The following is a 20,162-nucleotide window of genomic DNA, read 5'->3' as shown; positions in this document are numbered from 1 at the left end:
CCGGCCTGTTTTCGCCGGACGGAAGGAGACGGGACACGTGCCGGAGTTGCTCGCGGCGGGCGGCTGGGGTCTGCTCGGTGGGTCGGCCTTGCTGTTCGGCGCGATGATCGGTTTCCTGGTCCGGATCCCGAGCAGGGCGGTGGCCAGCGTGATGGCCTTCGGCAGCGGGGTCCTGATCTCCGCGGTGTCCTTCGAACTGATCGCCGAGGCTCACGAAAAGGGCGGTTTCCTGCCGACGGCCCTGGGTGCCCTCGGCGGGTCGCTGATCTACACGCTCGCCAACATCGTGCTCGCCCGGCGGGGCGCGCGTCATCGCAAGCGGTCGGGTGACCTGCAGCCGTCCGAGGCGGAGCAGGCCGGTTCCGGTACGGCGATCGCGCTCGGCGCGTTGCTGGACGGCGTCCCCGAGTCGATGGTGATCGGAACCAGCCTGCTCGGTGGGGGGAAGGTGAGTGTGGTGACCGTGGCGGCCGTCTTCATCAGCAATGTCCCGGAAGGACTCTCCAGCGCCTCGGGGATGAAGCGGGCAGGCCGAAGCCCGCGTTATGTCTTTACGCTCTGGAGTGGCATCGCCGTGATCAGCGGGGTGGCGGCACTGCTCGGTTATGGTCTCCTCGGTGGCGCGTCCGGCACCGTGCTTGCCGTGATCACCGCACTCGCGGGCGGAGCGATCCTCGCCATGATCGCCGACACGATGATTCCCGAGGCCTTCGACGACGCGCACCTGTGGACCGGGCTGATCACGGTCGCGGGCTTCCTCACCGCGTTCGGCCTTTCGCGCCTCGACGGCTGAACGACGTCCGTTCGCGCCCACCGTGGCAGCCGTCGTCAGTGACCGATGTGCGGCGGTGGGATCGGCGCTCCGGCACAGGATTCGTCGCTCGTCTCGCCGGTGGAGAAGAACTGGACCGCCTTGCTCGCGCAGGGGAGCGAGGACAGCGAACCGTGGTGATCGTCCTCGATGGTGAGCAGGGCACCGCCGATCCGCTCGTGCATGGCCACCGCCCAGCCGATCGGTGTCACCGGTTCGTAGACGTGCCCGGCCAGTTGCAGCGGACTGGTTCCCTTTGTGAAGTTCCACGGCTGGACCGGCAGCGGCCAACCCGCGCACCGGCCGTTCCAGAACCCAGGGGAGGCGACGGCCGGGTAGGCGCGGACGCGGTCGAGCCGTCGCTGCCAGATCGTTTCGAAGTCGCGAGGGCCTTCGGAGGCGTTGCAGAGGATCGCCGTCTGCTGGAAGGCGTTGTGCCCGCTCGGTTTCGTGTCCCAGCCGAAGCCCGCGCCACCACCCGACACGGGTTTCGCGCCGGGCGTCACGCCGTCGCGCAGGGCCGCCAGGGCCTTGGCGGCATTCGCCCACTCGCGCCGCGGACCGGCGAGGTAGTTCTTCACCGTTTCGCCGTCGACGGTCTCCCCGTTCACCGTCCGGGGGTGTCCGGTCAGTTCGTCGCGGAGCTTCAGCAGCGCATCGAGCACTGCGGGCTGAGTGCTACCAAGGTGGAAAACCGCGTCGTAGCGCGCGATCCAGCCGGCGAAGTCCCGGACGGTGACGTCGGCCGCCGCCATCATCGCGTCGTCCATGGCGCCGACGTCGAAGGTCGGCGCCATGGGCGAGTCCAGCAGCATCCGGTCCACATGGGAGTCGAACCGGGTGCGGTAGGCGGCACCGAGGGCGGTACCCCACGAGACGCCGTAGAAGCCGATCTTCTCCTCGCCGAGCGCCTCCCGGATCCGGTCCATGTCCCTGGCGACGTTGTCGGTGGTCAGGTTCCGGACGAACTCGGGATCGGCCGCGACACACCGCTGGTTCACTCTCGCGTCCCGTTCGAACACGAACCGGGCCTTTTCCTTGTCCGGCAAGGAAGGCGATGGTTCTGCGTCGTCACCGGGAAGCGCTGGGCAGGCGACGTCGGCGCTGTAGTCCACACCGCGCGGATCGAACCCGATGAGATCGTGGTCCACCCCGATCGCGGCCGCCTTGCTGTCGGTGATCCACCTCGGCTCGTGGATCCCGGACTGGCCAGGGCCACCGGGGTTCAGCAGGACGACGCCTCGCCTTTTGGCGGAGTCGGCCGCCTTCCGCCGCGAGACCGCGATGTCGATCTTGCGGCCGTCCGGCTTCGCGTAGTCGACCGGAACGGCCACCATGGCGCATTCGGTACGCTGATCGTCGGCGGGTTGCCAGTCCTTGGCGACGTCCTTGCAGAGTTTCCAGTCCAGCGGCGAGGTCGACGACGCCGAGGCGAGTGCCGGTGTCGCCAGCGCGGCCAACGTCGTCGCGAGCAACACGGTCGCGACCCGGTTTCGGGGCATGGGTGGTTCTCCAAGACTCGACGGCAGGTCTCCGTCAGCCTCTCCGCGTGCCCCGACCGTCCACATCGGCCGATCGGCCGATGTGGGCGGCCATTGGTTCAGGCCCCGCCCGCCGCGAGCAGCGTCAGCAGTTCGGCGTGCCCCGCCTGGGTGATCAGGCTGGCGGCGTCGAAGTAGACCCGCTCGTTGGTGATCCGGTCTTCGTCGAAGAAGAAGACCGCGATGATCGGCACCCGGAACGCCTTGCCGGTGGGCGGGCGACCGTAGAATTCGCCGAGGTTGGTGCCGAGCAGGTCGAACTCGACGACGACCGATTCGTCGGCGAAGTGGTAGCGGACGTTTTCGTGCCGCTGATCGGGAAAGGCCGTGCGGGTCATGCGGTAGTAGCCCATGACCTCTTCGTCGCCGTCGAAGATCTGCCCGGTCGCCATGATCTCGTAGCGCGGATGGCCGTTGAAGGTGCCCAGTGTCCGGTCGAACTCCTGGGTCACCTCGGTGTCCATGTGTTCTTCGATGATCTTGAGGCGGCGTTCGCGCAGGTCTTCGCTGATCACTGGTCCTCCGGCTCGTTACTGGTGACGATCCGGACACTACCGCCCCCGGCTTCGTCGTCGGTTCCGTAGAGCACGCTGTCGCACGAGCGCGAGAGGCAGGTCATCGCCTCGATCTTGTGACCGGGGAAGTCACCGATCCTCACCGGGGCGGGGGAGAGGGCGATCGAACCGTCGGAGCGGAGCGATCCGGCCGCGTATACGGCGGAGTCGAACGGGCCGTCGTCACCCGGGTCGGAGGCCGACGAGATCAGGATCCGGTCGTCGGCGGTGATCTCGACGTCCGAGGCGTGCCGGACGTGGGTGGTGGGGTACGAGACGCGGAACGGGATCGCCTTCACTTTTCCGAAAGACAGCTTCGACACCGAGAACTCCGCGGAGTACAGCGTCGCCGGGCGCGCGTCCTGCCCCCGGTCCGCCCAGACCGCGAACAATCGGCCATTCGTCTTCTTCAGTGCGAAACTCTCGTAATTGTCGTCGGCGTCCCTCTTCGGTACCTGAAAGGTGCCGAGCACTTTCAGGCGCCGATCGTTCAGCTTGATGTGGAAGCCTTTACCGCCGCTGGCCAGTGCGATGAATTCGCCGGCTTTTCCGGGCACCGCTTCGGCCGCTTCCAGGTCGACCGGGAGTTCGCCCGGCCAGTCGATCGGGTCCACCTTGGACACTCGGCCGTCGACGAGCCGGACTCGTGCCGCCCGGTTCTCGCCGGATTTCTTGCTGTCTCGCAAGACCAGTGCGTCGATACGGCCGTCGTCCCGGCTCAGGACGGCGATACCGCTGGCGCCCGAGGTCATGCCGGTGCCGATGGATTCCCGGCCGTCGCCCGCCGACGCCGCTGAGGGTAAGAGCAGGGGTGCGGCCAATGCCGGAAGAATAGCGAGGGAGGCGAATTTCATGCCGACAAAGTAGTCCATCTCACCGGCGGGAACAAAGGCCGGAATCCATGCACTCCATTCCGGCGCGGATCCCCCGGATCCGCGCCGGAACGGTGCCGGTTCAGCCGCAGGAAAGAGTCCCGGCGCGGAGTGCGTGGCCGCTTTCGTTCCCGTCGTCGGCCCAGACCACCTGCTTGCTTCCCGACGCGCAGGTGGCCGCGATGGCGAAGCCTTCGTTGTTGTAGTCCGGCATCCCGCTCGGACGGTCGTATGTGGCGGTCACGGCGAACTTGCCCTGTGTGCCGACGGAGAGGGTCGTCGAGGTGCCGCCGCAGTTGTCGTCGCAGACCGCCCACAGCTTGCCGGTCGAAGCCTCGTACTCGAGTTCCATGATCGAGTCGAGACCGCTCGCGAAGCTCGCGACGCGGGTGTACTTCCCACCTGCCTGGTCGAGTGCGTAGGCGTAGATCATCCCGTTGCTTTCGAGGCCGACGAGGTAGAGGCCGGTCCCGTGACCGGGATAGCCTGCCGGGTTGTACGGCGCCTGCGTGCGCTCGTCCACGAAACCCTTCGCGGTGAGGGCGCTGTCCGGAATCCAGGAGATGGCTTCGAGACCGTCGTTGGCCGAGACTTTCGGCAGGTCGGCCGTCAGATTCCACTCCGCTTTGGCGGTGAGGGTCTTGGCGGTGCCCGAGACGTCGTACCGGAGCACCTTGAGCGCGCTCGTGCTGCTCTCGTCACCGTCGCGTTCGGTGGCCGCGACCACGCCGTCCGGGGTCGCTACGACCGCTTCGGCATCGGGGTCACCGTTGCCGTCGCGATAACGCAGTGCCTTGCCCGACGACCAGCCGTTGGCGGTGTCCGGCTGCCACTTCGTGCCGTTGCGCACGAGGCGGTACAGCGTGCCCGGCCCGTTCTTCACCGCCCAGAGGACGTCGGGTCCGCCGAAGGACAGTCCGCTCATGTTGCCGCCGAGGACGTTCGAGCTGTCGGCGTTCGTGACGGTGGAAGAGCCCGGCCAGGAGCTGTTCGCCACGGTGCTCGCGGAGGCGGTCGTGGCGGGCAGTGCCAGCAGAGCCGCGGCCACGGCGGCCACGGCGGCGGGTCGGATCCGACGGGATGATCGAGGCATTCGCGCTCCTTCGGGACGGACGAAGTGGGTCGCGGCGTGTCGTCACAAGTTAAGTAAGTTTCCTTACGAACACAAGATATCGCCAAGTTCTCACGAAATGAAGCAACGGCGGATTTACAAAAGGTGGATACTTGTCAAACGGGGTGTACATCACCTACAGTTTTGTAAACCCAGCCAACGGAGGAGGGTGCGATGAGCGAGATGACGGGCACGGTCCCGGCGGGCTCGACCGAACGGTGGACCGATCGCAAGCGATATCTGTGGCTGATCGGGCTGGTGGTCCCCTCGCTCGCTTTCCTCGCCATCGGGCTGCACTCGGCCACCGGGTGGGGGGTGTGGTTCTGGATCGGGCCGATCGTGATCCTGGTGGTCGTGCCGCTGATCGACCTGCTCGCCGGCCTGGACCGGAGCAATCCGCCCGACGACGTGATCGAACGGCTGGAGCAGGACCGCTACTACCGGTGGATCACCTTCGCGTTCCTGCCGATCCAGTACGCGGGTTTCGTGGCCGCGTTCTGGCTCATCTCCCGGGGTGATCTGTCCGTTGTGGACAAGGTGGGCCTGGCGATCTCGATCGGCTGCATCGGCGGGATCGGCATCAACACCGCGCACGAACTCGGGCACAAGAAGGAAAGCCACGAACGCTGGCTGTCGAAGATCGCGTTGGCGCAGAGCTTCTACGGCCACTTCTACATCGAGCACAACCGCGGCCACCACGTCCGGGTGGCGACTCCGGAGGATCCGGCCAGCAGCCGGGTGGGGGAGAGCTTCTACCGGTTCTGGCCGCGCACGGTGTTCGGCTCGCTGAAGTCCGCGTGGGGGCTGGAGCGCAAGCGGTACGCCCGGCGCGACCGGCATCCGTTCCGGATCGGCAACGACGTGCTCAACGCCTGGCTGATGTCTGCGGTGCTCTGGGTGGCGATGATCGCCTGGCTGGGCGTCGGAATCCTGCCGTATCTGGTGATCCAGGCAGTGATCGGGTTCTCGCTGCTGGAGGTCGTCAACTACATGGAGCACTACGGCATGCGGCGGCAGAAGGTCGGCCCGCCGAACCGGCGGCGCTACGAACGGGTTGATCCCAGCCACAGCTGGAACTCCAACAACATCGCCACCAACGTCCTGCTGTATCACCTGCAGCGGCACAGCGACCACCACGCCAACCCGACTCGCCGCTACCAGACGCTGCGCGATTTCGCGGAATCGCCGGTGCTGCCGACGGGATACGCCGGGATGATCGTGCTGGCCCTGTTCCCGCCGCTCTGGCGCCGGGTGATGGATCCGCGGGTGCTCGCGCATTTCGACGGCGACATCTCCCGCGCCAACATCCAGCCGTCGAAACGCGCCAAGATCCTCGCGCGCCACGGAACCCGCGTCACCGCGCCGTCCCGCGCCGCCGCCGACACGTACGGCGACGCGTCCGATGGCGGGATGTGCCCTGGCTGCGGCTACGTCTACGACGAGAAACTCGGCGACCCGCGTGAGGGTTTCCCCGCCGGAACACCGTGGTCGGCGATCCCGGACTCGTGGTGCTGCCCGGACTGCGGTGTGCGGGAAAAGATCGATTTCGTGGCACCGGGAAGGGTCGGAGCATGATGAAGATCGAGGCGGACCGCGCGAAATGCGACGGCCTGGGCATGTGCGAGGCGATGGCGCCCGACTTCTTCGAGGTGGGTGACGACGGAACCGTCGTGGTGCTCGACGAGCAGCCCGGCGAGGAGCACCGGCAGGACCTGTCGGCCGCCGTCGACGCCTGTCCGGTCCTCGCCCTGAAGCTGCGGGACTGATCATGACGTTGGTCGTCGTGGGAGCGTCGCTGGCCGGGCTGCGCGCGGTGGAGGCCGCGCGGCGGGACGGATACCGCGGGCGGATCGTGCTGATCGGGGCGGAGGAACATCCGCCCTACGACCGGCTGCCGCTGTCGAAGTCGTTCCTCGACGCCGAAGGCCCAGGCCAGGTCGAGCCGTTCCACAGCGAGGCGGTTCTGCGCGACGAACTAGGCGTCGACCTGCTGCTCGGCGCACCCGCGGACGGGCTCGACACAGCCGCGCGGGAAGTCGCGGTGGCGGGCCGGGCCGTGCCATACGACGCGCTGGTGATCGCGACCGGCGCCACGGCGCGCCGTCTGCCCGGGAGCGACGGGATCGCCGGGGTCCACGCGTTGCGGACCGCCGAGGACGCACTGGCCATCCGGGCCGCGCTCGATCGCGGGGCACGCACGGTCGTGATCGGGGCAGGCTTCATCGGCTCGGAGGTCGCCGCCGCGGCCAGGAAACGCGGGCGGGCGGCGACGATCGTGGAGGCGCTCGACGTCCCGCTCGCCCGATCCGTCGGAGCCGAGGCCGGCGAGGTGTGCGCTTCTCTGCACCGGGAGGCGGGCACGGAACTGCGGTTGTCCACGGCGGTCACCGGCTTGGAGTCGGCCGGTGGCGTGGTGACCGGAGTCCGGCTCTCGACCGGCGAGACGCTGCCCGCGGACCTGGTGGTCACCGGCATCGGCGTCGCTCCCGCCACGAACTGGCTTGCCGGGAGCGGGGTCCCGCTGCACGAGCGCGACGGCGGCGTGGTCTGCGACGCCACCCTCGCGACCGGGATACCGGGTGTGTACGCCGCCGGGGACGTCGCGCACGCCGAGAACCCGCTGTTCGATGGCGACCTGATGCGATTGGAGCACTGGACGAACGCCGCGGAGCAGGGTGCCGCGGCCGCTCGTCACGCGCTCGCCCCGGAGTCGGCGCGCGTTCTGGCGCCGGTGCCGTACTTCTGGTCGGACTGGTACGACCACCGGATCCAGTTCGTCGGCACCCCGCGCGCCGACGAGGTGGTGGCCGCCGTCCCGGCTTCCGGCGGGTTCACGGCGCTGTACCGGCGCGGGGACCGGATCGTCGGCGCGCTGACCGTCGACCGGCCACGCGAGATCATGAAGTACCGGCGCCACATCGCCGGACGGGCGCCTTGGCCGGAGGCGCTGGCGTTCGCGGCGGGAACGGCGGCCTAGAATGACGATCATGAGCGAGGCACCCTCAGTCTCCGTTACGGGTGGCCCGTACCGGCAGCCGATCGTCGCGGCGGCGATCGAGCTGACCGTGCGCTCCGGCTGGTCGTCGGTGACGATGAGCAAACTCGCGGAGATCGTCGGCGTCAGCCGTCAGACCGTCTACAACGAGCTCGGTTCGAAGTCCCAGCTGGCCGAAGCGATGATCTCGCACGAGCTCGGCAGGTTCCTCTCGGTCGTCCGGGAGGCTTTCGAACGGCATCCCGACGACCTCGTCGAGGCGATCCACGACGCCGTCCGCGGCGTCCTCGAACTCGCCGACGACAACCTCCTGCTGCGCGCCATCGTTTCGGCGACACACGGTGCCGACACCGAGTTGCTGCCGCTGCTGACGGTTCGTGCGGGCAGCCTGCTGAGCGAAGCGACGATCATGTTGCGCGGCCGCGTGCGCTCCTACGGCCCGCCGCTGGACGCCGCGCAGCTGGACGTGGCGATCGACGTCGTCGTCCGGACGGTGCTGAGCCACATCATGCAGCCGTCGGACACCCCGGCGCGGACGGCCGACGCGCTCGCGTGGATGGCCTCGCGTGTGCTCGGGACTCCGACGACACGCTCACTGCGGCATCCTCCGCAGGATTAGGGCCGCGGCCTCGGCAGGGCTCTGCACGATCCCGCGCGGGAATTGTCGGTCCCCTGTGCGACCCTCCGGGGATGATCGTCGTGTTCGATGCCGAGCTGTGGGTCTGGGACGCCCGCCGCGAAGAGACCTGGACCTTCGTGAGCCTGCCCGAGGACATCTCCGAGGAGATCCGTGAGATCACCGACGGCCCGCGTCGCGGCTTCGGCGCGGTCCGTGTCCAGGTCGGCATCGGTGGCAGCAAGTGGAAGACGTCCATCTTCCCGGACGCCAAACGCGGCGCTTACGTGCTGCCGGTCAAGAAGGCGGTCCGGAAGGCCGAAGGGCTCGAGGAGGGTGATGTCGCGAAGGTGACCGTCGAGCTGATCGATCTCTGAGGGAGGCTCAGAGCAGGCTTTCGCCGAGCGCGGTCGTCAGGTAGAGGACGCTGCGCCCGGAGCGTTCGCGCGCGACGAGGCCGCTGTCCCATAGGACCTTGAGGTGCTGGGAAACGGCGCTCGGCGTCACGCCGAGAGTGCGGGCCAGGTCGGTCGTGGTCGCGGGGGAAGTGAGCGCCCGCAGGAGTTCCGCGCGCGGCCGCCCCAGTAGGCGCACCGTGCTGTGCCGGGGCGGCCGGGTCCCGGCCGCCCACAGGGTGCCGGTGCCGCGCGCCGGATATCGCACCGTGGTCTGGGTCGAGGTGTTCTCTTTGATCAGGACATACGGCGAGCCGAGGACGACCGGCATCAGGACCAGGCCGCCCGGCCCTCGGTTGACGACGCGGTCGGTGCGTTCCCGCCGGTCGCGGACCAGCATCAGCCGGTCGGCGCGCCAACGCAGGTGCGGATGCAGATCCGCGAACAACCTCTCGGCACCACCGGCGGCGAGGCGCCGGGCCCGATGCCCGACGTCGGCGTCCAGCACCGCGCGGATCCGAGGCCACTGTGGTGCGACGAGGCGGTCGTGCGCCTGGCGGAGTTCTTCGGCGATTTCCCGTAGCCCGGACGCCGGGTCCTTGGCGAGTGCGGCGGCGGTGGGCGGAAGATCTCCGCCGAAGACCCGGTGAAGACTGGCCTTGACCTGAGCCCCGGAGGTCCGCCGCAATGCCTCGAGGTCGTTTTCGAGGGAGGCCCCGGAATCCCGCGGAGCGGGAACGAGGAACTCCGGCCAGGTGAGCCTGCCGTTCACGAGCAGCGGCCACGTCCAGGAAAGCGAGAGTGGTTCGCGGTCGAGTTCCTCGCGCGCCCACCGGAGCCAAGGCAGGTTGACGGTGTTCTGGTCGAGGCCGGCGATCTGCTGCAGACAGGCCACGGTTTCGGACAGCGGCGAGAGCGCGAACCGGGTCGCGGCGAGTTCGGCGACGCCGAGTTCGATGGTCATCGACATCGCCCGAGTATGTAGCCCCGCACTAAAAGGTGTCTCCGGGTCGCGTGACGTCGCCACGATTCGACCATGCCCCGCTTACCCCGTGTCTACCGGCGGCTGTGGTGGGCGGGCCACCGGGATCGACAGCCTCGGCAATGGCGTCTTCACCGCGGCACTGCCCCTGGTGGCGGTGACGGTGAGCCACGACGCGCGGGATATCGCACTGGTCTCCGTGGCGACGTACCTGCCATGGCTTTTGCTGTCCCTCACCGCCGGATCCGTCGTCGACAGGGTTGACCGCATCCTCCTCATGTGGCGGACGCAGGTGCTCCAAGCTCTGGTCGTCGGCGTCCTTTCGGTGCTCGTCGCCGTGGGCGCGCTGGGTGTTCCGGTCCTCGTCGTACTGGCGCTCGCGCTCGGTTCTTGCGAGGTCTTCTACGACAACGCCGCCCAAGCGGTGCTCCCGGATCTCGTCCCGAAGGAGCTGTTGCACCGGGCGAACGGTAGCCAGCAGGTGGCGATGACCGTCGGCAACCAGTTCCTGGGGCCGCCCCTCGGGAGCTTGTTCTTCGCGCTCGCCTGGACCCTTCCGTTCGCAGTCGACGCCGTGTCGTTCGTCATCGCCGCCCTGTTGCTGTCCCGGCTGCCCCGGCGACGGCGCGAGCATTCGGACAATGCGAATGTCCTCGGTGGACTCCGCTGGTTGACGAGACACCGGTTGTTGCGTGCCCTCGCCTTGTTGCTCGGCGTCAACACGTTCTGCGGTCAGCTCGGAAACGCCACCCTGGTGCTGTTCGTGACGGACGAGCTGCGTCGCGGTTCGGGAGCGTTCGGCCTCGTGCTCGCCGGGGCTGCGATCGGTAGTGTCCTCGGCGCGCTCACGAGCGCGCGGTTGGTCACCCGTCTCGGCGACCTGCGCGCCCTGCTCACCTCTTTGGCCGTGAACGCCCTCGTCTTCATCGGGATCGGGTTCAGCGCGAACGTGATCATGCTCGGCGCGCTCTTGGCCGCGAGCGGGTTCGTCACGACGATCTGGAACGTCGTGACCGTCGGCGTCCGGCAACGGAACGTGCCGTCGACCTTGCTCGGCCGGGTCAACAGCGTTTACCGGCTGGTCGGCTGGGGCCTGATGCCGCTCGGCGCGTTGACCGGTGGACTGCTCGCCCACCGATTCGGCCTTCGTGTTCCGTATCCGGTGGCCGGTGTCGTGCGTGGCGTCGCGCTGCTGTCCGTGCTTCCGGTGCTGATCCCCGCGATGCGTGGCGAACGCTGATCACCACGTCACGGGCAGCCGGGCGTGCTCAGCGTTCCTCCAGCGAGTTCCGGACGGCGCAGACGGGCTTGTTTGGGCATGTTCCAGCCGAGGACGCCGGTCACCGCGCCGTCGCGCCGGTACTGCGCGACGAACCGGCGTCCGGCCAGGTCGCCCTCCACAATGGACACTTCGGCGTCGGCGAAGAGGGTGCCGTGCACGTGGATCTTGGCGTCGAACTGGTCGGTCCAGAAATAGGGGACGGGGGTATAGGGGCGGTCGTCGCCGAGGATGACCCCGGCGACGTGTCCTGCCTGTTCGGTGGCGTTGGTCCGGTTCTCCAGCCGCAGCGCCATGTCGAGGGTCTCGTGATGCCAGCGGGCGACGTCGCCGACGGCGTAGACACCCTCGGCGGCGCGGCATCGGGTATCGCAGACGACACCGTTCGCCAGCGCCAGCCCGCTTCCTTCCAGCCACTCTGTCGCCGGTGCGGCGCCGAAAGCCACCACGACGACGTCCGCGGGGAGTACTTCGCCGGTTTCCAGCCGCACGCCGCTGACGCGTCCGCCCTGTGAAGCCAGTCCGGTGACCGCGGCGCCGAGCCGCAAGGCGACACCGCGGGACGTGTGCAGTTCCGCCAGCAGTTCCGAGACGACCGGCCCGAACTGGGCGGCCAGGGGCGCCGGTTGCGGTCCCGCGAGGGTGACGTGGACGCCCATCCCGGCGGCACTCGCGGCGATCTCGGTGCCGAGGACGCCGTCCCCGACGACCACCGCCCTGGAGCAGGACAGCAGGTCCGCTCGCAGGCCCACCGCGTCTTCGAGGGTGCGGAGAACGTGGACTCCGGCCAGTCCGTCCTGATCCGGCAAGGTGCGTGGCCGCAGCCCGGTGGCGATCACGATCTCGTCCGCGGTCAGCGTCCGGCCCGACGCCGTGTGGACGGCCCTCTCCTGGACGTCCAGTGCCGTGGCCTGGTCTCCGAGCACGAACTCGGCGTCCAATGTGGACAACCGGTCGGCGGGTCGCAGCTGGGTCCGCGACGGCTCCCAGAGTCCGGAAAGGACCTGTTTGGACAGTGGAGGCCGGTCGTAGGGGAGATGCGGTTCCGCGCCCAGCACCGTGATCTCGTCCTGATATCCCTTGCGGCGCAGCGCCTCCACCGTCGCGAGACCGGCGGCGGAGGCGCCGACGACGAGCACGGTCACGCGTTCTCGCTCACGGCGATCGCGGCGCCGGGGCAGACGTCCGCCGCCTCGCGGACTACGTCGTGCAGGTCGGTGCCGGGCGCGTCCTCCAGCAGGATCACGATGCCGTCCTCCTCTCGCTGGTCGAAGACGTCGGGGGCGAGCAGCACGCAGGTGCCGGCGCCGCAGCATTTGTCCTGGTCGACGGTGATCTTCATGATCCTTTTCCTCCGTCCGGGCCGGGGGTGACCGGTGCCAGCCACATCCCGGCGAGTGCGTCGATGAGCCCGGTCGCGGCGTCCTGCCAGGACGACCGGGGAGTGGGGGTGCCCTCGGCGAGGGCGCGTTCGCGTTCGGCGTTCATGTGGACCAGCAGCTGGCGGGCCATGTCGCCGCGTTCCGCGAGTACCTCGGGCGGCAGGTCGGGCAGGCACCGGTGCAATCCTTCGACGATCCGCACCAGTGACGGCGAGGTCAGCGATTCCTCGACCATGATCGGGCGGAGCGCGGGATCGGTCATGACCTGTGCGCCGAACCGCGCGAACCAGGTGGGATTGCCGAGGGTGGCCAGATGCTCGGCCACCGGGGTGACCAGGCAGCCGATCCAGTCCCGCGGGTCCGTGCTGTCCCCGAGTTCGGCCAGCTTCCGGCGGCGGATCTCCTCGATCGGCCCCGAATGCCGCCGCGCGATCGCCCGGACCAGATCGGCCTTGGTGCCGAAGTGGTAGCCGACCGCGGTGTTGTTCCCCTGCCCCGCAGCTTCACTGACCTGGCGGTTGGACACGGCGAACACGCCGTGTTCGGCGAACAGCCGTTCCGCCGCGGTCAGGATCAGTTCCCGCGTGGCGTGCACCCGTTCGGCGCGGGCACCGGTGATCTCACTCGTCATGGGCATCACCATCGCACGGGCAGTTCCCGTAGTCCGCCGACGGCGAGTCCTTCGACCTTGCGCAGTTCGGCCGCCGGGACGGCGAGTTCCAGCGAAGGCAGTTTCTCCAGCAGGACCCCGAGTACGACCTGCAGTTCGGTACGGGCGAGAGGCTGCCCGAGGCACGCGTGCGCTCCGGCGCCGAACGCCAGATGCGGGTTCGGGCTGCGATCGAGTGTCATGTCGCCTGCGGCCTCGAACGCGCTCTCGTCGCGGTTGGCGGCCGCCATGCTGCACATCGCGGTGGTGCCCGCCGGCAAGGTGGTGCCGCCGACCTCGAATTCCTCGGTGAGGTAGCGCGACATTCCGATGCCCGCGTTGGCGTCCATCCGCAGGGATTCCTCGACGGCGGTGCGGATCAGCGTCCGGTCCGCGAGCAGGGCCTCCCAGCGGGTCCGGTCCTCCAGCAGCATCGCCACCATCTTCGCGATCATGTTCGCGGTGGTCTCGTGCCCGGCGATCAGCAGGCCGATCCCGGTGGCGACGAGCAGCTTGTCGGACCAGCGCTCGCCGTCCACGTCGGTGTCGGTGATGAGCGCGCTCAGGATGTCCTCGCCCGGTTCCGCCCGCTTGGCGGCGATGTGCCCGCCCATGTACCGGCCGAATTCCGCCTGCGCGACGTCGAACTCCGCTTGGGTGTACCGGGTCATGCTGAGCATGACGTCGGACCAGTGCGCGAAGCGGTCCCGGTCGGTGTCCGGCACCCCGAGCATGTCGCAGATGACCCACACCGGGAGCGGAAAGGCCAAGCCCGCCTTGAGATCCGCGGGCTGTCCCTTCGTGACCATCTCGTCGATCAACTGGACGGACATGGCCTCCATCCGCGGCCGGAGCGCGGTCATCCGCTTGGCGGTGAACCATTTCCCGAGCATCCGGCGCCACTTCAGGTGCGCCTCGCCGTGCTGGGGGATGACCGAGGCCATCTCGCTGTTGAAGACCCCGCCCGACTCGGTGTCCGCGACCCTGGCCGCCTTGTCCTCGGGGGTCGGCCTGGTGAACCGCGGGTCGGACAGGACGCGTTTGACGTCCGCGTACCGGGTGAGCAGCGTCGCCTCGTCGCCGCTGGCGAGCGCGACCTTGGCGACCGGGCACTTGGCCCGGAACTCGGCCCATTCGGCGGGCGGCGCCAGTGCGGCCTCGGTCGGGAACGGGAAGCTCGGCAGCCGATCCTGGTCGCTCTGCGTCATCAAGGACTCCTTCAGCGTGGTGGTTCCTTGATTCACACAGTGCCCGGAGTGTTGGCATAAGTCAATCAACTGACTTAAGTTGGTCGCACTCACTCGTGCTCTTCACCGGAGGCCTCGTATGCCCCAGTCGTCCGCCGTGCCACGACCTCGGCTCGTCGTGGTGGTGTTAGCGCTGGGCGGGATCGTGGTCTCGCTGATGCAGACCCTGGTCATCCCGCTGATCCCGAAACTGCCGGAACTCCTGCACGCGCCGGCGGCCGACACGACGTGGGTGATCACGGCGACGTTGCTCGCGAGCGCGGTCGCGACACCGGTCGTCGGCCGGCTCGGCGACATGTACGGGAAGCGGCGGATGCTGTTGCTCAGCCTCGGCATGCTGATCGCGGGTTCGGTGCTCGCCGCGCTCAGCGACACACTGGTCCCGATGGTCGCCGGCCGGGTGCTGCAGGGGTTCGCGGCCGGGGTGATCCCGCTCGGGATCAGCATCATGCGCGACGAACTCCCGGCGGAGAGGCTCGCGTCGGCGACCGCGACGATGAGCGCGTCACTCGGCGTCGGCGGCGCACTCGGCCTGCCCGCGGCCGCCTTGCTCGCGGAGAACGCCGACTGGCATCTGCTGTTCTGGATCGCGGCCGGGCTCGGCGCCATCGTGACCGGGCTCGTGCTCGCCTTCGTTCCGGAATCGAGTGTGCGGACCGGCGGACGGTTCGACTTCGTCGGCGCCGCCGGGCTTTCGGTGGCGCTGGTCTGTCTGCTGCTGGCGATTTCGAAGGGCGGGCAGTGGGGCTGGGCGAGCGGACGGACTTCGGGCCTGTTCGGCGCCGCCGCGCTGGTTCTGCTGCTGTGGGGCTGGTGGGAGCTGCGGACGGCCAGGCCACTGGTGGATCTGCGGACGACCACCCGGCGTCAGGTCCTGCTGACCAATCTGACGTCGATCGTGTTCGCGTTCGCCATGTTCGCGCAGTCGCTGGTGCTGCCGCAGATCCTGCAGCTGCCGACGGGGACCGGATACGGGCTCGGGCAGACCATGCTGGTCACCGGACTGGTGCTGGTGCCGTCCGGGGTCGTGATGATGCTGACCGCCCCGCTCTCCGCGCGGATCACGAAGGCGCGCGGCCCCAAGGTGACGCTGATGGCCGGCGCCCTCGTGGTCGCCGCCGGGTACGGCTTCGGCACCGTCCTGATGGCGAACGTGTGGCAACTGGTGCTGGTGTCCGCCACCATCGGGGCCGGGATCGGCCTCGCCTACGGCGCGATGCCCGCGCTGATCATGGGCGCCGTCCCGGTCTCGGAGACCGCCGCGGCCAACAGCCTCAACACCTTGATGCGGGCGATCGGCACCTCGGTGTCCAGTGCCGTCGCGGGGGTGATCCTGGCGCAGCTGACCGTGTCTTTCGGCCCGGTCGCGGTCCCGTCGCAGGGCGGCTTCCGGCTCATCATGGGACTCGGTTGCGGGACCGCCCTCGTGGCACTGGCGATCGCCGCGTTCATCCCCGGTCCGCTTTCGCCGGCTTCGACGGCCACCAGATCCTCCGTCCGACGTCGATCGTCAGCGCCGGTACCAGCAGCGACCGGACCAGAAGGGTATCCAGCAGAACGCCGAACGCGACGATGAACGCCAGCTGGGCCAGGAAGAGGATCGGCAGGACGGCCAAGGCGGCGAAGGTCGCGGCGAGGACGACCCCCGCGGACGTGATCACGCCGCCGGTGACCCGCAGGCCGCGCAGGGTCCCTTCCCTCGTGCCGATCCTGCCCGCCTCCTCGCGGACCCGGGTCATCAAGAAGATGTTGTAGTCGATGCCCAGCGCGACGAGGAAGACGAAGCCGAACAGGGGGACGACCGGGTCGGCGCCGGGGAAGTCGAAGACGTGGTTGAACACCAGCGCCGAGACGCCCATCGTGGCGGCGAACGACAGCACCACCGTGGCGATCAGCAGCAGCGGTGCGAGCAATGAACGCAGCAGGAGGGCGAGCACGAGGAAGATCACGACCAGGACGATCGGGATGATCACCATCCGGTCGTGCTCGGACGTCGTCCTGGTGTCGAGCAGGGTCGCCGTCGGGCCGCCGACCTTGGTGCCGTCGACCGGGTGCACGGCCGAGCGGATCCGTTCCACGGTCGCGACTGCCGCGTCGGAGTCCGGGGGATCGGCCAGCACAGCGTCGATTTTCGCGAGGCCGTCGGCTTCGCCGCTTTGACGGAGGTCCGAGACGCCGGGGACGCGCGCCAGCTCGGTCACCGTCTTGGCTTGTCCGGCAGGGGTGACGATCACCGTGGGGGAGCCGGAGCCACCGGGGAAGTAGCGCGAGAGGACCTCCTGTCCCGCCACGGAGTCGACCGGGGTGAGGAAGACGTCGGACTGCGCGGTTCCGGAAGCCTTGAGCTGCGGCAGGAACGCACCACCCGCCAGGAGGACGACGGTGGTGGCGATCCAGATCGTGCGGGGAGCACGCGCGACCCAGCCGGCGACGCGTCCCCAGAGCTTGCCGGTCTCTTCGCGAGGCGGAGCCACTGTCGGCCGGAAGGGCCAGAAGGCGTTGCGGCCGCACAAGGCCAGAACGGCGGGCAGGAAGGTGACCGTCGTGAGCAGGGCGGCGGCGATGCCGATGGCGGCGACCGGGCCGAGTCCCTTGTTGGAGTTCAAGTCACTGAACAGCAGGCAGAGGACGCCGAGGATCACGGTCCCGGCGGAGGCGGCGATCGGTTCGATCGTCGAGCGCCATGCGGTGCGCAGGGCGGTCCGGGCGTCGTCGGTCGTCCGGAGTTCTTCGCGATAGCGGGAGATCATCAGGAGCGCGTAGTCCGTGGCGGCGCCGAAGACGAGGATGAAGAGGATCCCCTGGCTCTGCCCGTTCAAAGCCAGGAGGTCGTTGTCCGCGAGGAGGTACACCGCGAGGCTCGCCGTCCCGAGGGCGAACACGGCCGACAACAGGACGAGCAGCGGGAGCAACGGGCTTCGGTAGACGATGATCAGGATGAGCGCGACCACCGCGCCCGCGACCAGGAGCAGCAGCCCGTCGATCCCGCCGAACGCCTCCTTGAGGTCGGCGACCTGGGCGGCGGGGCCGGTGACGAGAACCTTCAGGCCGTCGGGGGTGTCACGGGCCAGCGCCTCTCGCAGTGCCTCGACGACGTCACCGGGATCGCCCTTGGCGTCGAGCAGGACGACGACCTGGGCGCCGGCGTCGCTCTCCGGCGCGGGGACGAGCCGCGCGTTCGAGGTCCGGTCGGCGAGGAAGCGCTTGTCAGCCTCGGTCAGGCCGGACGGCCGTTCGGCCACGACGATCGCCGGGATGACGGCGGCGCTCGAGAATCGCTTCTGGAGTTCGCCGACCTCGGTCGCCTCGGCCGACGCGGGCAGGAAACTGCTGCTGTCGTTCTCCGTGACCTGGCTCAGTTTGCCCGCGTACGGCCCGCCGAAGATCAGCCAGGCCACCGCCACGAGCGCGGGGAGCAGCCAGCGCAGACGTGACCGCGTGCGGGTGGGGTGTTCGACTTCCGAGATCATGAGCGGATGGCTCCCGTGGCAATACTACTTCGACGAGTGAATAGTTCGACCATCGAAATAGTAGAGTGGTCGCCTGGCCGGTGCAGCGTGAGGGGAGGTTTCGGGCGTGGCTGAGGACACCGAGGAGGTCACGGACGCCCTGCTCGTCCTCCTGCTGCGTCAACTGACCGTCGAGTCGGACCGGTTCGCCGAGATGTTCGGGGAGGCCCACGGCCTGCACCGGACCGATCTCAACGCGCTCGCGGTGATCATGGACGCGGCCAAGATGGGCACACCGATGAGTCCGAGCCGGCTGGCGGAGGCGCTGCATCTCAGTGCGTCCGCGACGACCGCGGTGCTCGACCGGCTGGAGCGGGCGGGGCACCTCTACCGGGACCGCAGCGCGACCGACCGGCGCAAGGTCGAACTGCGTATGCACGACCAGGCCCGCCGGATCGGGTCCGAGTTCTTCCTTCCGCTGGGTGAGCGTTTCTCCGCGGCGTGGCGGGATCTGGGGGAGGACGAGCGCCGGACGGTCGCCCGGTTCCTCCGGAGCAGCATCGCCGCGACGGTGGAGGTCCGCGGGCGCCTGGCCCCCTGAACGGGCCACTCGGGCTGCGCCACCGGCCTCCTCCGGGAAGACTCGGTGGAATGCGATGTGTGGTGCTCGGTGCGACGGGTTATGTCGGCGGGCGGCTGGTGCCCCAGCTGCTCGACGCCGGTCATGAGGTCCGCGTGGTGGCGCGCTCTCCGGAGAAGGTCGCCGAAGAGCCCTGGCGTGACCGCGTCGAGGTCGAACGCGGCGACGTCACCGATCCGGCGTCGATCGAGCAGGTGCTCACTGACGGCGAGGTCGTCTACTACCTCGTGCATTCCTTGTCGCGCAAGGACTTCGTCGAGATCGACCGGGAGGCTGCCCGTACGGTCGCCGAGGCCGCGAAGGCGGCGGGCGTGCGACGGCTGGTGTACCTCGGCGGCATCGTGCCGGACGACGACGAGTTGTCGCCGCATCTGGCGTCGCGGGCCGAGGTCGGCCGGGTCCTGCTGGAGTCGGGGGTGCCCGCCATCGTCCTGCAGGCCGCGGTGATCATCGGTTCGGGTTCGGCGAGTTTCGAGATGCTGCGCTATCTGACCGAGCGGCTCCCGGCGATGGTCACCCCGCGATGGGTGCGCAGCCGCATCCAGCCGATCGCCATCCGGGACGTGCTGCACTACCTCGTGCATGCCGCGGATCTGCCGCCCGACGTACAAGGTGCCTTCGACATCGGCGGTCCCGACGTCCTGACCTATTTGGACATGATGCGCCGCTACGCCGTCGTCGCCGGGCTGCCGAGGCGAGCCGTCGTACCCGTGCCCGTGCTGACGCCGTGGCTTTCGGCGCAGTGGGTCAACCTGGTGACCCCCGTGCCGAAGTCGATCGCCGTCCCGCTGATCGAATCGCTGGTGCACGAGGTGGTCTGTCACGACCACGCGATCGCCGAGCACATCCCCGACCCGGAAGCGGGCCTGACCCATTACGAACACGCCGTCGGCCTGGCGCTGACCCGGATCCGCAACGCCGACGTGCCGACCCGCTGGTCCGACGCGTCGACCGCCTCGGCACCTTCGGATCCGCTCCCGAGTGACCCGGACTGGGCGGGCGGGACGGTCTACGAGGACAAACGTGAGCAGAGGACGGACGCCTCGCCGGAGGCGCTGTGGGATGTCATCGAATCGATCGGCGGCGAACACGGGTGGTACTCGTTCCCGCTGGCGTGGTCCGTCCGAGGCTGGGCCGACCGGCTCGTCGGCGGCGTCGGGCTGCGGCGCGGCCGCCGGGATCCACGGCGGCTGCACCTGGGCGAAGCACTGGACTGGTGGCGCGTCGAATACCTCGACCGGCCACGCCTGCTGCGGCTCCGCGCGGAGATGAAGCTGCCGGGACGAGCCTGGCTCGAACTCGGCGTCGAGCCCGACGGGAACGGCGGGACGATCTACAAGCAGCGTGCGGTGTTCGAGCCACACGGCTTCGCCGGGCACGCGTACTGGAAGGGGATCGCGCCGTTCCACGGTGTCATCTTCGGTGGCATGGTCCGCAACATCACCGGGGCGGCGCAGAAAGCGGCCGTGCAGTCGTGAGTGGTGATTCCGGGTTCTGGGAATCATTCCTTAGGTGTGGCTCGTGTAATGGTTTGTGGCTTTACGTCGCTCACTGCTCGCGAAGGTGTCTACGCGTGCTACGTAGTTTCTTGGCCGTAGTTTGTGCCCGTGTAGTCTGAATATGCGATAGTACAGGTGTT

General features: G+C 68.9%; 19 protein-coding genes and 1 pseudogene. 10 read left to right on the top strand and 10 right to left on the bottom strand.

What is annotated here, in order from left to right; genetic code table 11:
- The first annotated feature begins 37 nt into the window (after positions 1–37).
- The gene (locus ACZ5ZX_RS33370) at positions 38–793 is read left to right on the top strand and encodes a ZIP family metal transporter (RefSeq protein WP_465505969.1); all 756 of its coding nucleotides are present in this window, start codon (positions 38–40) and stop codon (positions 791–793) included.
- A gap of 35 nt (positions 794–828) precedes the next feature.
- Here ACZ5ZX_RS33370 and ACZ5ZX_RS33365 read toward each other — a convergent pair whose 3' ends face one another.
- The 4 genes from ACZ5ZX_RS33365 to ACZ5ZX_RS33350 form a co-directional block, all read right to left on the bottom strand.
- A complete protein-coding gene (locus ACZ5ZX_RS33365) occupies positions 829–2,313 on the bottom strand; it encodes an alpha/beta fold hydrolase (RefSeq protein WP_465505968.1) in 1,485 nt (494 codons plus the stop codon).
- Positions 2,314–2,411: 98 nt separating this feature from the next.
- Positions 2,412–2,867 (bottom strand): ester cyclase, encoded by a 456-nt coding sequence (locus ACZ5ZX_RS33360; protein ID WP_465505967.1) that lies wholly within the window; start codon positions 2,865–2,867, stop codon positions 2,412–2,414.
- Complete coding sequence (locus tag ACZ5ZX_RS33355) at positions 2,864–3,760, bottom strand: hypothetical protein (protein ID WP_465505966.1); 897 nt, start codon at positions 3,758–3,760, stop codon at positions 2,864–2,866. The genes ACZ5ZX_RS33360 and ACZ5ZX_RS33355 overlap by 4 nt, the downstream gene beginning before the upstream one ends.
- A 100-nt stretch (positions 3,761–3,860) precedes the next feature.
- Positions 3,861–4,871 (bottom strand): SdiA-regulated/phytase-like domain-containing protein, encoded by a 1,011-nt coding sequence (locus ACZ5ZX_RS33350; protein ID WP_465505965.1) that lies wholly within the window; start codon positions 4,869–4,871, stop codon positions 3,861–3,863.
- 192 nt (positions 4,872–5,063) lie between these two features.
- On the opposite strand from ACZ5ZX_RS33350, the gene ACZ5ZX_RS33345 reads away from it, so the two are divergent.
- The 5 genes from ACZ5ZX_RS33345 to ACZ5ZX_RS33325 all read left to right on the top strand — a co-directional run bounded on the left by ACZ5ZX_RS33345 (position 5,064) and on the right by ACZ5ZX_RS33325 (position 8,877).
- Positions 5,064–6,464, top strand: a complete 1,401-nt coding sequence (locus ACZ5ZX_RS33345; protein ID WP_465505964.1) for a fatty acid desaturase — start codon at positions 5,064–5,066, stop codon at positions 6,462–6,464.
- Positions 6,461–6,655 (top strand): ferredoxin, encoded by a 195-nt coding sequence (locus tag ACZ5ZX_RS33340; protein ID WP_037338602.1) that lies wholly within the window; start codon positions 6,461–6,463, stop codon positions 6,653–6,655. The genes ACZ5ZX_RS33345 and ACZ5ZX_RS33340 overlap by 4 nt, the downstream gene beginning before the upstream one ends.
- A 2-nt stretch (positions 6,656–6,657) precedes the next feature.
- The gene (locus ACZ5ZX_RS33335) at positions 6,658–7,866 is read left to right on the top strand and encodes an NAD(P)/FAD-dependent oxidoreductase (RefSeq protein ID WP_465505963.1); all 1,209 of its coding nucleotides are present in this window, start codon (positions 6,658–6,660) and stop codon (positions 7,864–7,866) included.
- Between the two features lies 1 nt (position 7,867).
- Positions 7,868–8,503: a TetR/AcrR family transcriptional regulator gene (locus ACZ5ZX_RS33330; protein WP_465505962.1), complete on the top strand. Its 636-nt coding sequence runs from the start codon at positions 7,868–7,870 to the stop codon at positions 8,501–8,503.
- A 71-nt stretch (positions 8,504–8,574) separates the two neighbouring features.
- Positions 8,575–8,877 (top strand): DUF1905 domain-containing protein, encoded by a 303-nt coding sequence (locus tag ACZ5ZX_RS33325; protein WP_465505961.1) that lies wholly within the window; start codon positions 8,575–8,577, stop codon positions 8,875–8,877.
- Between the two features lie 7 nt (positions 8,878–8,884).
- Here the strand turns inward: ACZ5ZX_RS33325 and ACZ5ZX_RS33320 are convergent, their stop codons facing one another.
- A complete protein-coding gene (locus ACZ5ZX_RS33320) occupies positions 8,885–9,865 on the bottom strand; it encodes an ArsR/SmtB family transcription factor (protein ID WP_465505960.1) in 981 nt (326 codons plus the stop codon).
- Between the two features lie 82 nt (positions 9,866–9,947).
- Between ACZ5ZX_RS33320 and ACZ5ZX_RS33315 the strand changes: the two genes are divergently transcribed.
- Positions 9,948–11,117, top strand: coding sequence for an MFS transporter (locus ACZ5ZX_RS33315; RefSeq protein ID WP_465505959.1), 1,170 nt, complete (start codon positions 9,948–9,950; stop codon positions 11,115–11,117).
- A gap of 8 nt (positions 11,118–11,125) precedes the next feature.
- Here the strand turns inward: ACZ5ZX_RS33315 and ACZ5ZX_RS33310 are convergent, their stop codons facing one another.
- The 4 genes from ACZ5ZX_RS33310 to ACZ5ZX_RS33295 are packed head-to-tail and all read right to left on the bottom strand — an operon-like array spanning position 11,126 to position 14,395.
- Complete coding sequence (locus ACZ5ZX_RS33310; RefSeq protein WP_465505958.1) at positions 11,126–12,301, bottom strand: NAD(P)/FAD-dependent oxidoreductase; 1,176 nt, start codon at positions 12,299–12,301, stop codon at positions 11,126–11,128.
- Positions 12,298–12,498, bottom strand: coding sequence for a ferredoxin (locus ACZ5ZX_RS33305; RefSeq protein WP_465505957.1), 201 nt, complete (start codon positions 12,496–12,498; stop codon positions 12,298–12,300). Before ACZ5ZX_RS33305 ends, ACZ5ZX_RS33310 begins: the two co-directional genes overlap by 4 nt.
- Positions 12,495–13,169: a TetR/AcrR family transcriptional regulator gene (locus ACZ5ZX_RS33300; protein WP_465505956.1), complete on the bottom strand. Its 675-nt coding sequence runs from the start codon at positions 13,167–13,169 to the stop codon at positions 12,495–12,497. Before ACZ5ZX_RS33300 ends, ACZ5ZX_RS33305 begins: the two co-directional genes overlap by 4 nt.
- 5 nt (positions 13,170–13,174) lie before the next feature.
- The gene (locus ACZ5ZX_RS33295; protein ID WP_465505955.1) at positions 13,175–14,395 is read right to left on the bottom strand and encodes a cytochrome P450; all 1,221 of its coding nucleotides are present in this window, start codon (positions 14,393–14,395) and stop codon (positions 13,175–13,177) included.
- Positions 14,396–14,513: 118 nt separating this feature from the next.
- Between ACZ5ZX_RS33295 and ACZ5ZX_RS33290 the strand changes: the two are divergent.
- A pseudogene (locus ACZ5ZX_RS33290) lies at positions 14,514–15,920 on the top strand (MFS transporter); the annotation flags it as partial.
- Here ACZ5ZX_RS33290 and ACZ5ZX_RS33285 read toward each other — a convergent pair.
- Positions 15,883–17,904, bottom strand: a complete 2,022-nt coding sequence (locus ACZ5ZX_RS33285; RefSeq protein ID WP_465505954.1) for an MMPL family transporter — start codon at positions 17,902–17,904, stop codon at positions 15,883–15,885. The pseudogene ACZ5ZX_RS33290 and the gene ACZ5ZX_RS33285 sit on opposite strands and share 38 nt — an antisense overlap.
- Positions 17,905–18,010: 106 nt before the next feature.
- On the opposite strand from ACZ5ZX_RS33285, the gene ACZ5ZX_RS33280 reads away from it, so the two are divergent.
- Both ACZ5ZX_RS33280 and ACZ5ZX_RS33275 read left to right on the top strand, forming a co-directional pair.
- The gene (locus tag ACZ5ZX_RS33280) at positions 18,011–18,484 is read left to right on the top strand and encodes a MarR family winged helix-turn-helix transcriptional regulator (RefSeq protein WP_465505953.1); all 474 of its coding nucleotides are present in this window, start codon (positions 18,011–18,013) and stop codon (positions 18,482–18,484) included.
- 50 nt (positions 18,485–18,534) lie between these two features.
- On the top strand, positions 18,535–20,001 hold the full coding sequence (locus ACZ5ZX_RS33275) for an SDR family oxidoreductase (RefSeq protein WP_465505952.1): 1,467 nt from the start codon (positions 18,535–18,537) through the stop codon (positions 19,999–20,001).
- Positions 20,002–20,162: the final 161 nt, after the last annotated feature.

Source organism: Amycolatopsis sp. NPDC033938 (genome assembly GCF_055575975.1).
The sequence above is the reverse complement of the archived record's forward strand: the minus strand, read 5'-3'. Positions and strand labels throughout refer to the sequence as shown.